This window comes from Methylothermus subterraneus (assembly GCF_054656915.1).
This window is the reverse complement of record NZ_BAAHXK010000004.1, coordinates 140,246-153,381: the sequence shown is the minus strand read 5'-3', so window position 1 is coordinate 153,381 and position 13,136 is coordinate 140,246. Positions and strand designations below refer to the sequence as shown.

Annotated in this window: 17 protein-coding genes; 5 read left to right on the top strand and 12 right to left on the bottom strand. The window is 58.7% G+C overall.

What is annotated here, in order from left to right; all coding sequences use genetic code 11:
- Positions 1-509: 509 nt before the first annotated feature.
- The 5 genes from ACYQ3M_RS05285 to ACYQ3M_RS05265 all read right to left on the bottom strand — a co-directional run bounded on the left by ACYQ3M_RS05285 (position 510) and on the right by ACYQ3M_RS05265 (position 3,470).
- Positions 510-884: an exosortase system-associated protein, TIGR04073 family gene (locus tag ACYQ3M_RS05285; protein WP_460035016.1), complete on the bottom strand. Its 375-nt coding sequence runs from the start codon at positions 882-884 to the stop codon at positions 510-512.
- Positions 885-1,007: 123 nt separating this feature from the next.
- Positions 1,008-1,586 (bottom strand): superoxide dismutase, encoded by a 579-nt coding sequence (locus ACYQ3M_RS05280; protein WP_460035015.1) that lies wholly within the window; start codon positions 1,584-1,586, stop codon positions 1,008-1,010.
- Between the two features lie 59 nt (positions 1,587-1,645).
- Positions 1,646-2,194: a cob(I)yrinic acid a,c-diamide adenosyltransferase gene (locus ACYQ3M_RS05275; protein WP_460035014.1), complete on the bottom strand. Its 549-nt coding sequence runs from the start codon at positions 2,192-2,194 to the stop codon at positions 1,646-1,648.
- A complete protein-coding gene (locus ACYQ3M_RS05270; RefSeq protein WP_460035013.1) occupies positions 2,191-2,454 on the bottom strand; it encodes a hypothetical protein in 264 nt (87 codons plus the stop codon). The genes ACYQ3M_RS05275 and ACYQ3M_RS05270 overlap by 4 nt, the downstream gene beginning before the upstream one ends.
- A gap of 47 nt (positions 2,455-2,501) precedes the next feature.
- On the bottom strand, positions 2,502-3,470 hold the full coding sequence (locus tag ACYQ3M_RS05265; RefSeq protein WP_460035012.1) for a prohibitin family protein: 969 nt from the start codon (positions 3,468-3,470) through the stop codon (positions 2,502-2,504).
- Positions 3,471-3,592: 122 nt separating this feature from the next.
- Here ACYQ3M_RS05265 and ACYQ3M_RS05260 point away from each other — a divergent pair, with 122 nt between their 5' ends.
- The 4 genes from ACYQ3M_RS05260 to ACYQ3M_RS05245 are packed head-to-tail and all read left to right on the top strand — an operon-like array spanning position 3,593 to position 7,024.
- Positions 3,593-3,742: a hypothetical protein gene (locus tag ACYQ3M_RS05260; protein ID WP_460035011.1), complete on the top strand. Its 150-nt coding sequence runs from the start codon at positions 3,593-3,595 to the stop codon at positions 3,740-3,742.
- A 12-nt stretch (positions 3,743-3,754) separates the two neighbouring features.
- Positions 3,755-4,273, top strand: a complete 519-nt coding sequence (locus tag ACYQ3M_RS05255; protein ID WP_460035010.1) for a cupredoxin domain-containing protein — start codon at positions 3,755-3,757, stop codon at positions 4,271-4,273.
- The gene (locus ACYQ3M_RS05250) at positions 4,270-5,892 is read left to right on the top strand and encodes a b(o/a)3-type cytochrome-c oxidase subunit 1 (protein ID WP_460035009.1); all 1,623 of its coding nucleotides are present in this window, start codon (positions 4,270-4,272) and stop codon (positions 5,890-5,892) included. Before ACYQ3M_RS05255 ends, ACYQ3M_RS05250 begins: the two co-directional genes overlap by 4 nt.
- Position 5,893: 1 nt before the next feature.
- Entirely contained in the window at positions 5,894-7,024 is a 1,131-nt protein-coding gene (locus ACYQ3M_RS05245) for a c-type cytochrome (protein ID WP_460035008.1), read from the top strand.
- Here ACYQ3M_RS05245 and ACYQ3M_RS05240 read toward each other — a convergent pair.
- Genes ACYQ3M_RS05240 through ACYQ3M_RS05230 form a run of 3 tightly spaced genes read right to left on the bottom strand, consistent with a single transcriptional unit; the run spans position 6,972 to position 10,770 of the window.
- Entirely contained in the window at positions 6,972-7,997 is a 1,026-nt protein-coding gene (locus ACYQ3M_RS05240; protein ID WP_460035007.1) for a peptidylprolyl isomerase, read from the bottom strand. The two genes, ACYQ3M_RS05245 and ACYQ3M_RS05240, sit on opposite strands and share 53 nt — an antisense overlap.
- A gap of 59 nt (positions 7,998-8,056) precedes the next feature.
- Positions 8,057-10,417 carry a cytochrome c3 family protein gene (locus tag ACYQ3M_RS05235; RefSeq protein WP_460035006.1) on the bottom strand — a complete coding sequence of 787 codons (2,361 nt, stop codon included), beginning with the start codon at positions 10,415-10,417 and terminating at the stop codon, positions 8,057-8,059.
- A gap of 59 nt (positions 10,418-10,476) precedes the next feature.
- Entirely contained in the window at positions 10,477-10,770 is a 294-nt protein-coding gene (locus tag ACYQ3M_RS05230) for a c-type cytochrome (protein WP_460035005.1), read from the bottom strand.
- Positions 10,771-10,918: 148 nt separating this feature from the next.
- On the opposite strand from ACYQ3M_RS05230, the gene ACYQ3M_RS05225 reads away from it, so the two are divergent.
- Positions 10,919-11,542, top strand: coding sequence for a CDP-alcohol phosphatidyltransferase family protein (locus ACYQ3M_RS05225; protein ID WP_460035004.1), 624 nt, complete (start codon positions 10,919-10,921; stop codon positions 11,540-11,542).
- Between the two features lie 24 nt (positions 11,543-11,566).
- On the opposite strand, the gene ACYQ3M_RS05220 is transcribed toward ACYQ3M_RS05225, so the two are convergent.
- The 4 genes from ACYQ3M_RS05220 to ACYQ3M_RS05205 form a co-directional block, all read right to left on the bottom strand.
- Entirely contained in the window at positions 11,567-11,809 is a 243-nt protein-coding gene (locus tag ACYQ3M_RS05220) for a hypothetical protein (protein ID WP_460035003.1), read from the bottom strand.
- On the bottom strand, positions 11,806-12,021 hold the full coding sequence (locus ACYQ3M_RS05215) for a hypothetical protein (protein WP_460035002.1): 216 nt from the start codon (positions 12,019-12,021) through the stop codon (positions 11,806-11,808). The genes ACYQ3M_RS05220 and ACYQ3M_RS05215 overlap by 4 nt, the downstream gene beginning before the upstream one ends.
- Before the next feature lie 64 nt (positions 12,022-12,085).
- Positions 12,086-12,463, bottom strand: a complete 378-nt coding sequence (locus ACYQ3M_RS05210; RefSeq protein ID WP_460035001.1) for a multicopper oxidase domain-containing protein — start codon at positions 12,461-12,463, stop codon at positions 12,086-12,088.
- A gap of 42 nt (positions 12,464-12,505) precedes the next feature.
- Complete coding sequence (locus tag ACYQ3M_RS05205) at positions 12,506-13,114, bottom strand: multicopper oxidase domain-containing protein (protein ID WP_460035000.1); 609 nt, start codon at positions 13,112-13,114, stop codon at positions 12,506-12,508.
- Positions 13,115-13,136 lie beyond the last annotated feature (22 nt).

The window sequence follows — 13,136 nt, the reverse complement described above, 5'->3', positions numbered from 1 at the left end:
TTGACCGGCCTTTAGTCTAGCCTTTGGCAAAGGCGATCGCAACAAGCGCCCGAAGCACAGACCGCCGCGCACCTTGCGCTGCATAGGTTCAGAAACCTTGCGAGTGCAGCAGTTGGTTATTCGGATCAAGGGGTTTTACCGAGCAGCCGGTTTGGAGCCTCTTTGGGCGATGAGCCCGAAAAAGGCTCAACGAAGACTGGAAATCCTGCGCTTCTGGGACAAGCACAGCCTTTGTGCCACCCAGGACGCCTTCGGGGTGTCCCGAAGAACGTTCTCCCGGTAGAAGAAGGCCTGGAAGGAGGGCGGCGGCAGCTGCCAGTTGGTATCTGCTGGTCGAGATAAAGCCCCTTCCTGCTCGTCTGATCCTCTTCAAGCAAGAAGAACAGGTGGCAATCGGTCCTTTTCCACGCGAAATCGAAGCCACCGCGATTAAACGTACCCTGGAACCCGACTTGGACCTTCCCCTGCGCCTCCTCCCACCCGCGCAGAGCGCCATGCTTTGCGGCCTTTCAGTCCGCGCTTTCGGTATCGAGCCGGAAAGCCTCCCCATAGCGGGTGTCGGCGTCGAAGTCCTCCCACACCAGCCTAGGCTGCGGCACCGGCTTGGTGGGGACGTAGAACGTCAAGACGTCCAAAGTGCCGGTGAGCACCCGCCCACCGGTGTTGACCAGCCCTTTAATGACCCCGCCGCTGATGCCAAACCAGAAGTTGGTCTGGTTGTAGGTGTTGATCGCGCTCTTGGGAATTTCCAGCCAACCGGTGGCGACGTTGACCAGACCGATGCCCAGTTTGCGTCCGGCCTTGATTCCGTAGTTCTCTTCCGCGCTTGCCGCCCCTACCCCGAACACCGCCAGCAACAACATCATCTTAAGCCAAGCTCGCATGTTTCCCCCTCAAGTTCAGCTTCCTCTATTAACCATAGAAAAGCCCGGCGGGATTGCAACTTTAGGGCAAAAAAAACAGGGGCGCATCCGCCCCTGCTTGCAAATACCTGAGAATAAATCGGATCAGCCGGCCAAATTCCGGGCAGCAAAATCCCAATTGACTAGATTCCAGAAGTTCTCCACGTATTTGGGACGCGCGTTGCGATAGTCGATGTAATAGGCGTGCTCCCACACGTCGCAAGTTAGCAGCGGCTTCTTCCCGGAGGTCAGGGGATTTCCGGCGTTGCTGGTCTGGACGATCTCGAGCTTGTCGCCGCTTTTCACCAACCAGGCCCAACCGGAACCGAACAGCGCCACCGCCGCCTTGGAGAAGGCCTCCTTAAAGGCTTCGAACGAACCGAAATCGCGCCGGATCGCATCGGCGAGCTTGCCCTCAGGTTCGCCGCCGCCGTTAGGCGCCATGCTGTTCCAGTAGAAGGTATGGTTCCAGACCTGGGCGGCGTTGTTGAAGATCGGGCCTGAAGCTTTGAGGATGATTTCCTCCAGCGTCAGGTTTTCAAATTCCGTTCCCGGAATCAGATTGTTGAGATTGTCCACGTAGGCCTTATGGTGCTTGCCGTAGTGGTATTCCAAGGTCTCCTTAGAAATATAGGGTTCCAAAGCGTCCATCGCATAAGGCAAGGGAGGAAGTTCGTGTTTCATACGCCTGACTCCTTCATTTCCCAGTGTTTAGGTAGGTAAAGCTTACTCGAATCTTCTCGTCAGGGCAAATCCCCGTACCAAGGAGCCATCTCGGCCACCTTGGCTTGCAGGTTAACCCAACGCGCCAGCAAAAACAGCAAATCGGACAAGCGGTTCAGATAGCAAAGCGCCTGCGGGTTGATCGCCTCTTCCTCGGCCAGCGCCACGACCTCGCGCTCGGCGCGGCGGGCGACCGTGCGGGCAAAGTGCAACAGCGCCGCGGCGAACGTCCCGCCGGGGAGGATGAAGTGCTTTAAAGGAGGCAACTCCGCGTCGAGGCGGTCGCACAAATGCTCCAGCCGTTCGACGTGCGCGGCGCAGATTCTAGGTCCTGCCCGATCCGGGTCGGGATTGGCCAGATCCGCGCACAGAATATGCAGTTCGTTCTGGATCGCGCGCAGCCAGGACGCGGCCTCGCCGTCTTGAAGCTGGCTGACCGCCATCCCTAGAACCGAGTTGAGCTCGTCCACGCTGCCGTAGGCGAAGATGCGCAGCGAGGCCTTGCTCACCCTGAGGCCGCCGAGGAGGCCGGTGGTGCCCTGGTCGCCGGTGCGGGTGTAGATCCTCATTTAAGCCCTAGCTTTTGCACCGCCCAAGCCGCCAAAAGCCCGAGCGCGCTGCCCAAGTAGTGGACGAACGCCCCGACCGCCACGCTTTGATGGTGCAGCTGCTCCATAAAGCCCAATTTATTGACTCCTACCCACAAAAACACCGTGGCATAAAACACCCCGGCGCCCACCGCGGCCCAGAAGAAAGGGTCGCGCCCAGAACGCCTGGCCGCTTGATAAAACCAGACCGCCACCGAAATCGCCAAGATCCCCTCGATCACCCCCCTCTCCTTACCTTCTTCGCGCTTGATTTTTACACGCTAGCACGCTAGCGGACTTGGGGCAACTGGAGCAAAACCCCCTTGCCCTCCCCTTGCATCAAAGTGGCAGGATAGGCGCCGTTCCACTTTTCGATGGATTTGTACTGGATCAGCTTGTCGGTCAGGGAATTGGCGATCAACTGGTTGGCGTTTGCCACCGCCTCGGCTTCCTTGGTGATCCGATAGGCCTTGGCGTCGGCTTCGATGCGCTGGCGCTCGGCTTCGGCCTTGGCTTGAGTCGTCACCTCGATCAGACGGGTGTTGGCCTCGATGGTCTTGATCTTCTGGTTCTTCTCGGCCTGCTTTTCCACCATCTCCAAGCGCTGCTCCTCCTGCTTGGCGAGCTGCACTTCTTCGATCTTTTTGAGCACGATCGGCGGGAGCACGATATTGCGCATGGCCACGTCGTGGAACTGGAACGGCAGGTCGCGGAATTTTTCCCCCAGGGCGGCGCGGATCTCGCTCGCGATCGCGGTGCGGTCGGCGGCGATCTTTTCCGCCTGATACTTGCCGATCACATCGCGCACCACGTCGCGCACGATCGGGTTGATGAGCTTTTCGAAATAGTTGGCGCCGTAGCGGGTGAGGATCTCGGCCGCTTGGTCCTGGTGCGGGGTGTATTGCACCGTGAGCTCCACCCCGATCGGCAGGTTTTTGTTGTCGAGCACCTCGATCGCCGGCTTGTTGACCACCCCGCTTTGGTCCGGTTCGTCCTTGGCGCTCTTGTAGTTGACCGTGTGCAGCCGCACGTCGAACACGTGCACGCTTTGGATGAAGGGAAGCTTGAGGTGCAGTCCCGGTTGCTTTTCCACCGGGTCATAGCGGCCAAAGGTGCTCAAGACGCCCACGGTGCCGCTCTCTAAGGTATAGACCGCAGAAAACAAAAACAGCACCGCCACCAGCGCCCCGATCGCCCACACTCCAAAACGCGGGCCAAAGCGCCAGGTGGAAGCCAAGGTTTGAAGTTCGCGCGCCATCGCTTGCCTCCGTCACAGGGTTGCCATTTTTGCAGCATAGCATTTTCTTAGCCTTAGCCCTTGCCAAACCGCATTCTTTTAAGCAAACTCCAACACAAGCACATTCCATCGGAGGAATCCTCATGCTGCCGTCTGCAGAAGAAAAACGCCAAATCCTCAAAACCCCGCCTAAAGGCACCTGGACCTTGATGCTGATCGTCGCCGCGGGCATGGCGGTCGCCTGGCTGTTTTTGTATTTTGGGGTCTTTATCCCGCGCGGCGCGGTCCAGTAAGCAAGGTGCGCGATGCCTATCGATCCTTTAGAAAAAAAATGGCTCGCTGTTGCCTTAGGGCTGATCGGCGTGTTTTTAGGCGCGATCTTTTTAAGCTCAGTCTTGGGGATCAAACCGCCCAGCCACGTCGAGACCATTGACTCGGCCAGGCTGCATCTGAGCGAGGAATTTGCCGAAGACAAGCTGGGCGTCCACATCCAGCCCGACGGCCGCATCGAGGTCGTCATAGTCGCCGGGCGTTATGGATTTTATCCGCGCCACCTCACCCTGCCGGCCGACACCCCCATTACCTTCCGCTTCGCCAGCCTCGACGTGCTCCACGGCGTGCACCTGCCCATGACCAACCTGAGCACCATGATCGTGCCCGGTTACGTGGCCAAGGTCACCACCGTTTTCCCCAAGCCCGGAGATTACCCGTTGCTATGCAACGAGTACTGCGGTCTAGGCCACGACTACATGTGGAGCAAAGTCACCGTGGTGGATAAACCCACTTGGGAACAACAGCACGCACGCGAAGGAGGGCCGTCATGATCGACCGCCAAAGCCGTTCTCTGGCCTTGTGGCACTGGGTGGTGGCCTTCGCTGCGTTTCTTCTGGCCTGTTTCTTGGGCTTCTATCAGGTGGTGGAACGCAGCGGCCTGTTTACCTTTCTGCAATCGGCCGAGGGGTATTTCGCCTCGGTCAGCACCCACGGCGTGTTGATGGCTTATGTGCTGACCACTTTCTTCATCTTGGGATTTGGCTACCTGACCGCCACCTCCAGCCTCAAGCGCCCGCTCTGGCGACCTGGCTTGGCGTGGGCGGGCTTTTACGTGAGCCTGTTCGGCACCGTACTGGCGGCGATCCCGCTGCTTTCCGGCAAGGCCTCGGTGCTCTACACCTTCTATCCGCCGATCCAGGCCAGCGCCCTGTTCTATATCGGCGCGGCTCTGTTGGTGGTGGGCTCTTGGGCCGGCTGCGCCATCGTCGTGGTGATGGCCGTGCAGTGGCGCCGGGAGCATCCCGGCCAGGGACTGCCGCTGGCCATGTACGCCACGGTCGCCAACGCCTTGCTGTGGCTATGGACCAGCGCCGGGGTGGCGATGGAGGTGGTGTTCCAGCTCATCCCCTGGGCCCTGGGCTGGAACGACACCCTTGATCCCGGCCTGGCCCGCACCCTGTTCGCCTGGACGCTGCATCCGATCGTGTATTTCTGGCTGATTCCGGCCTATATCGCGCTCTACGGCTTCGTCCCCAAGGAGGCCGGCGGCTATCTGTTCAGTGAGGAAATGGCCAAACTGGCGTTCTTGGGGCTGCTTATCTTCAGCCTGCCGATCGGCTTCCACCACCTTTACGTGGACCCGGAGCAAGGCGCCGGCTGGAAGCTGCTCCACGCCATCGGCACCTTTTTGGTCACCCTGCCGACCCTGGTCACCGGTTTTACCGTGCTGGCCTCGCTGGAGATCGCCGGGCGCTTAAACGGCGGCCAGGGGTTGTTCGGCTGGATCGGCGCCCTGCCCTGGCGCAACCCGATGGTGCTGGCGGCGATCCTGGCCCTCTTGATGTTGATCCTGGGGGGATTTGGCGGCCTTGTCAACGCCAGCTACGCCCTTAACACCATGGTGCACAACACCGCCTGGGTGCCCGGGCATTTTCACCTGATCTTCGCCGGCACCACGGTGATCTTGTACTTCGCCATCGCCTATCACCTGTGGCCCAAGCTCACCGGCAAGAAGCTGGTCTCCAACACCCTAGCGCTGGTGCAACTGTGGACCTGGTTCATCGGCATGACCTTGCTCAGCACCCCCTGGCACGTCTTAGGACTTTTGGGACAGCCGCGGCGCATCTCCTCGGTCACCTACCACAGCCTCTTGACCTTGGCGTGGCAGCCTTACGAGCTGTTCATGATCCTGGGCGGAGCGGTATTGCTGAGTTCGGCCGTGCTGTTTGGCGTCGTCCTGGTAAAAACCTGGCGCAACCGGGAAGCCGAAACCGACACCGAGATCTTCTACGCCACCCCCATCCACCCGCCGGAGAAGCTTCCCGCCTGGACCGAAGATCTTACCACCTGGAACCTGGTAATTTTAGGGCTGATGCTGATCAGCTTCGGCTGGCCCATCGCCCAGTTCTTCTTCCTGAAAACCTTTGAATCCGTTCCCTGGGGGTACTGACATGCGCTGGATCGTTGGATTGATCAGCCTCCTGCCGGCTGCGGGGCTGCAAGCCGCCCCGGCTACTCAAGTGGCCTGGACCAAAGAAACCCTGGCGCTGGTCGAAGGCGGCGATCCGCAGCGCGGTAAGGAACTCGCCAAAACCTGCGCTTCCTGTCACGGCGAGACCGGCGTCGGCCTTAGCCCGGCTTTCCCTAATCTCGCCGGACAGCTTGCGACCTACCTCTATCGCCAGCTGCGCGACTATAAAGACGGCAGCCGCCAAAATCCCATAATGCAAGGCTTAGCCGCCGGTTTAAGCGACCAGGACATGGCCGACTTGGCCGCCTTTTACAGCCGTCAGGCCCCTGCCGAGCCGGCGGGTAAAGCGGGCGATTTCCAAGCCGTCCTGGCCTTGATCGAACACGGCGACAGCAAGCGCATCCTCCCCCCGTGCCGCGTCTGCCACGGCGAAAACGGCCAAGGGGAAAGGATCGACACACCCAGGCTCGCAGGCCAGCCGCAAGCTTACCTGGAACAAACCTTAAGAGCCTACCGCGACGGTAGCCGCCACAACGACGTCTATGGCCGCATGCGCGAAATCGCAAAGCAACTCAGCGACGAAGAAATCCAGCGTCTGGCCGCCTACTATGCCAATTTAGCGCCTACCTCGCGTGTCTCGCTTGCGCCCAGGCTTCCCACAACCGAGACAACGGCTCTCGCGCTGCTGGACTTTCAAGGACAACCCCGCCGTTTATCCGAGTGGCGGGGTAAGAAAATCGTGCTCAACTTCTGGAGCAGCGGGTGCCAAGAATGCTTAATCGAGCTGCCGCAGCTTGGCGAGATACAAAAGCGCTACGGCGACACGGGAATTCAGGTGGTGGGTGTCGGCTTGGACGATCCGCAAAAACTGGCTAACGTCGTCCGCAGCTTAGATCTTCCTTACCCCATTCTCTTGAGCCCGCCAGAACAAAGCGCTTTTTTGTTACGCCAATGGGGCGATCCGTCTGCGGCCGTGCCTTTTACGGTGTTAATCGAGCCCGACGGCCGCATCGCGTTTCGCCATATTGGCAGGCTCGAGGCGGAAGATCTCGCCGAACTTATAGCTCATCCACCTGCCAGCGGATTGGATAACGCGCTCGCAGCGTATTGAGATAAGCCGCCTCGCGCTCTGACAATAGCGCTCGCTGCACGCGATCTCTAACGACTGCAAAGGGTTTCTGCTCGGCTGGTCGTCGCTCGACGATTACCACCAAATGAAACCCTTTTGGCGTTTCGATCACCGGGCTCAGTTCGCCGTCTTTAAGAGAAGCCAATACCTCCTCGATCTCCGGCATGGCGCTCCGTTCGGGAAGCCAACCTAAATCGCCGGCGTTTTTCCTACCCTCGGGATCGATGCTGTACTTTTTAGCCAGGCGAAACAGACTCTCGCCGTTTAAAAGGCGGCGGCGCAGCTTCTCCGCTTCCTGGCGGGAAGCGACTACGATTTGGGCAACGTGGCGGCGCTCCGGCACTCGACCCAGCTCTGGATGGCGTGCATACCAAGCGCGCAAGGTCTGCTCGTCGTTGACACGCCACTCGCGCTCTTTGATCTCCAACAAGCGTTGGATTAAGCGCTCGCGGCGGAAACCCGTTACTTGGGAGGCAACGTCGATGCCCGCCTTTTTTGCCCCACACGCCAACAGCGCGTTTTCTGCAAGCTTGCCGCAGCGCTGTTGCAAGCGCGATAAGGCTTCGGCCTTCACGGCCTGATAGCGCTTGGCGATGTAAGCCGAATGCGCTGCGGCCAAAGCGTCGGGATCGCCGTCCAGTTCCGTGCGCCATTTCGCCAGTAGCTTTTCGGGCACCTCGATCCGAGCGCGCAAAAACTCCAGATATTTCTGCGCCAACAGCGCCCTTTCAAACTCGGCCACTTCCTTCTGGAACACCCGATCCTTGTCCAACCTAAGGCGTTTGGCCTCTTGATAGAGGATCTCTGCCTGCACTAGACGCTGCAAAAGATCGCGCCACAAGGCGGCTTGCGCATCTGCGTCTAAGGTCAAATACTGCGTGGCAAAAGGTGAAGAACGCAAGGCCTGCTCGAGCTGCTCGGAGGTGACCGGCTGACTGCCAACGGTTGCCAACACCTCAGCGCGTAGCGGCAAGCTCACAAGGATAAACAGAAAGCCAACTCGCGCACGCCGAATCATTGCGGATTGCGCCCACCGAGGTCAGGAGCGCTCGCGTGCATCCACGCCACCGCTGCGTCGAAGTCCTCGGCGATCTTCTTGCCTTCCCAGGTAAGGTTTTCAGCGATCAGCGGCACGCCTTTAGCGTTGGTGTAATGGCACGCGGCGCACTTGAGCGGACCATGGCTGCCGTCCGGGTTGTATTGCGGCGCTTGGCGGTACGTGGTGGTATCCACACGCGCCGTCACCGGGTACAAGCCGTGGATCGACTCGTGACAAGCCTGACAGGCCAAGCCCGCATGTCCCTTAGAATAGCGCATCACGCTGTACTTGCCCGGCTGATTGATCGGGAAAGCCACCCCTCCCTGTCCTTCAACAAAGGGCGGAGCGTGGCAATCGGCACAGTGCGGCTCGCCGGCGGACAACCAATAATCGCGGCCGTGGGTAGCACTGTCGTACGAAACCGCCGCCGCCCCCGTCGTGCCCGCAGGCAGCGGCAAAGCACTTAAGTTTGCTTTGGGATCGGCAGAGAGCACCGTTACGCTTACATCGCCGTCCTCGTCCCGAGTAAGCTGCGGTTTTTCCCCTGCCAAGGCGATCACCGCCAAATCCGGAACCAAGCGCTCCTTCGCCCAAGTCAACAAAATGCCGGATTTGCCGGGCGTATCGTGCCCTTGGGCGTCCAAAACCACTTTAGGATCTAAGTACTTGGCGATCAGTTCGCTCTCGCTTACGCCGATGGCTTTGGCAATCTCTGCCAGCGAGCGATTACGCAAGGTTTCCCCTTCTTGGCGGAAGGCGTGGGTGAGGTGATCGCGCTGATACAGCTCGCGCGCGAGTTGGTTGTGGCAGTTGGTGCACCAGAGGCCTTTGCCGTTCTTGCCGTTGCCGATCTGCGAGACGTTGGCCTGCAGCCATTTTCCAATCGCGTTCAGGTGTTCGGGCGTCTCTACGCCGTCTCGATCCTTGTCGGGATTGGAGTGAACGTCGCGGCCGGCAAAGCACCCTCCTTTGCTATCGCGGTTATCCCCTTCGGCATAGAAGTTACGACCGTCGGCGGTAATCGGATAGCCGTCGAGCGAGCCGTCCTGGCGATGGGCGGGATGGCAGCCGGCACAGGTTCCCGTCCGCCCTTGGCGATCGGGCAAGGGCCGAACCTTTTGGTGGGCGTAGTGAATCGCCTGGCTCAAAGGCGGGATGATCGGGTCGCCTTGAACTTTCTGACCGATCAAAGCCTCGGTGACACCCTTGGACTGCAAAACGGCGATGACGTTGTCGGCGTGGCACTTTTGGCATAACACCGGATCACGCCCAAGGCGGTTGGTGATCGCCCGGCTCTCCGGATCGTACTTGGCAGTAAAATTCGTGCCATGCTTGGCGTCGTGGATCTGCAGAATCGAGATCGCCGTCGCCTTCAGGCTGGCGATGTAATCGCTCGCCCCCAAACCTTTCCAGAAAGCGAACTCGCGCTTATAGAGCAGATATTTGTCGCCGTTGGCGTTCTCGTTAGCGTGGCAGTTGGAGCAGTTGGGCACGTCGATCGGGTTCGTGCCGCGGAACTCAATAGGTTTACCGGTTTGACTGTCGAGCACCGGTTCGCCGGTTTCGGCATCCACCAAGCGCACCCAAGCCTCCTGATAGGGACGGATGTCGCTCTCGACGATCGTCAGGGGGTTTTTAGTCACGGTCGAATCGAGAAACGGGGTCAACGGCAACCCCAATGCCTCCCAAATCCCTGGATTGGTCAAGACGATAGGCACGTTCTCCAAAACCGGAGATTTCGTGAATACAATCGTTCCCTCTTTACCGCTGTAGTGCAAGTACCCGCCCTTCATGGGGCTGGGCACGGCAGCTCCTGCTGGCCCATTGTCCATCGGCACAGGGATCTCGATCCCTACGCGCCTCTTTTCGCTGTCCTTGCTTGTCTTCTTCGGGTTTTCGCCTTTGAGGCCCTGATAGACGTAAAGGTGGGTCCAATAGGCATTAGCGACGTTTTCGTCGGGGCCGTACTTGCCATCGCCGTTGACATCGTAGGGCACCGTCCAATAGTACAACTTAGCCCCTTCTGAGTAAGTGTTGTCGACGTGGCCGTAAGCGAGCTTGAACCGCTTTTCGCCGTCGACGAGCACTGCAGGATCGTTGGGATCGGCAGCGAGCAACTGCGGCCGCTCAAAGGGAGCTTTGGCGGTTTTGATGACTTGGCTTTGGATCGAATTGTAGGGCGGCAGGATGCAGCAATAGGAGAAATCAAAGCCGGTACAATGCATGCCCAGCTCGTAGTTGATGGTAATGTTGTAGTCGTTCTTCGGCCGGGTCGGATCGGCAAGGGCCGCACCGGTCAAACACAAGACAGCCCCAAAAAGATGAAAACGAACCATCTTTCCCTCCTTCTCAAGGATTCAAAGCCCTCTGGTTTTCCCGGCGCGGTGATCTAGCCTTACTTTTTCAGGCTTTGGTAATAAGCAGCGACGTTTTCGAGATCGGCGTCCGAAAGCGCTTCGACCATGGACTTCATGATCGGGTTGTTGCGGCTGCCGTCTTTGTAAGCTTTCATCGCTGCAATTAGGTACTGGGCGTTCTGACCGGCCAGATTGGGATACGCCGGATTGGTGGCGATCCCATCCTGCCCATGGCAGCCGGCGCAGACTGCGGTTTTGGCTTTACCGGCTTCGGGATCTGCCGCCCAGAGGGGGAAGCTTAAGGCGAGCAAGGCTAACAGCCAATGCCTCATAAGACACCTCCATTTTTGTTTGGTGGGAAAGTGCTATATAGCACACGATGGTGAAATTTAATTTTAGACGAACGGGTCAGCGCCCGTCCAGAGCCTGCGCTTAAGTGCTTAGGTGGATTAAAACGGAACCTAATCGAAAATGGGCGTTGTGTCTAAAATTCCCTTAGCTCTGACTGCTATTCGGGGAGTTCTTGCGTTAGTGCTGGTGGTACTTGCCATCGGCTGGCCAGCGCACGCTGCCTTCGGCGTCTGCCTGACTGTGGGTTTTCTCTCCGATGTGTTCGACGGGGTCATCGCGCGTAAGCTCGGCATCGCAACGGTCAATCTCCGGCGGCTCGACAGCGCTACTGACACCCTCTTCTACGTTGCTGCGGCTTTTGCCGCCTGGTATCTCTACCCGCAAGTAATCGCGGAACATTGGGTCGCACTGACGATTCTCGAAGCGCTCGAGTTGAGTCGGTACGCCTTGGATATCGCCAAGTTCCGGCGCGAAGCCAGTTATCACATGTGGTCCGCAAAGGCATGGGGATTGGTTCTTTTTACCGCCTTTTTCGGGTTGCTTGCGCTTGGTTGCACCGGCGCTTGGGTAGCAGCGCCGATCTATGTGGGGATTATTTCCGATCTCGAAGGTCTGGCCGTCTCCTTGGTCCTTCCAGAGTGGCGGGCGGATGTACCTTCGATCTTTCACGCCGTCAAGCTCCGTAAGCACGTAAAAAAAAGGCGGCAAGCGCCGCCTAGGGAAGGACCCCGCAAAGAGGAGGTGTCGCACTAAGACAAGCCAAAGCGCAGCACGGGTTTAATTTAACTTTGCTCTTGCTTTAGCTGCACTGCACAAACAAGCCCGCTGCCACCAGTGGTCGCGCATTTTGGCCAACGCCCCTTGCCAGGGACCAAAGACCTCGCCATACCCCTCAAGCAGAAGTTCCAGGTGCTGGGCAACTTTCCCGGCCAATCGAGGACAAGGTCGCAAGTTGTAAAAGCTCATCAGGTGAAAGGTCACGGCAATGAGATTGGGAAAGTCGGAATCCAAGTTTTTCATCGGCGCGCTCCTTTTAAGCTTTCAAGGCAGCTTTGCAGCAAAGCTTGCCTGACTTGAAGATGGCTGGCGCGGTCCAAGCAGCGGAACTCGACGGCGTGCAGGTGGCCTTGCGCCAGAAGGCGCACTAAGACCCGCGCCGAAAATTCCAGCCGCACGGGAGCCTCGCCTAAAGCGGCAGGCTGGTTCTGGGTAAGGACGGCTGCAACAGACATGACACCACTCCATAAGGTTGATCAGATTCAAATGATAATTATTATCATTTGAATGTCAACCCATTTAAGGTGGAAGAATCCGGTAGGTGGTCACCATCCCCGCGTCGATGTGGTCGGAGACGTGGCAATGGAACAGCCATTCGCCGGGATTGTCGGCCAGCATGTCGACAGTTACCATCTGCGCCGGCAACAGCGCGATCACGTCGGTGCGCACCGGGCCAAAAGGCAACCTGCCCAAGGGCGCTCCCAATTGGAGTGTTTTGCCGTGCCAGTGGGAAGTGTGGAGATCCACCTCGTTGCCCATTCCCAAAACGTGCCAGCGCACCTTGGCGCCGTAAGGGAAGACCAGCCCTTTAAGGTTGCCGAAGATATAGCCGTTGATGCTGTGCATCAGACCGGCTTCTTCGCCTTGCAGCAGATCAAACACGAAAAAAGCAGTCACGACTTCCAAATCCACGTCTTTTGGGGTGCCATCCGGCTTGGCTTACCCTTGCCGAGTAACGACGATCGGCCCCAAAAGCCCCGCGTTGACGTCGGTCGGCTCGTGGAGATGGGAGTGGTACCACCAGACTTTGGAACTCGGCTCGCTGAGCGTCGGTCCGCTTTCCCCATCCGCGAACCAGACATAATCGAAACACGCCCCCGGCAAAACCGCCGCCCCGCGCCCGGGACCCTCGCCCGAGTTGACGCCGGCGTAATGCGCGCCTTCGTGCTCCTTGGTATAGCGCAAACCGTGTGGATGCAGGCCGACCGGCCGGCGAGTACGGTTGCACAGCCGAACTTGGAGTTCATCGCCCACCTCAGCGCGCAGGATCGGCCCCAAAATTCCGAGCCACTCGGGCTGCGCCACTTTTTGCGTGTAACTTTCGTCGCTGTACTGGATAAAGCGTATGACCGGGAAAACATGGCTTTCAGCCCAAGGTTCTGGCAGTGCGCAAGGTTCAGGCTCAGGATAACAGTGCACCAGATTCTGGCCGGAGGGGGCAAAATCCCACAGCCCCTCTTCCGCCGCCAGATAGTATTGGCGCACCCTAGCGTAGGCCAGAAGCGGCAACAAACAGCAAAACAATAACACGGCACGCAGAAACGACATGGTTTGAACTCCTGATGGCTTA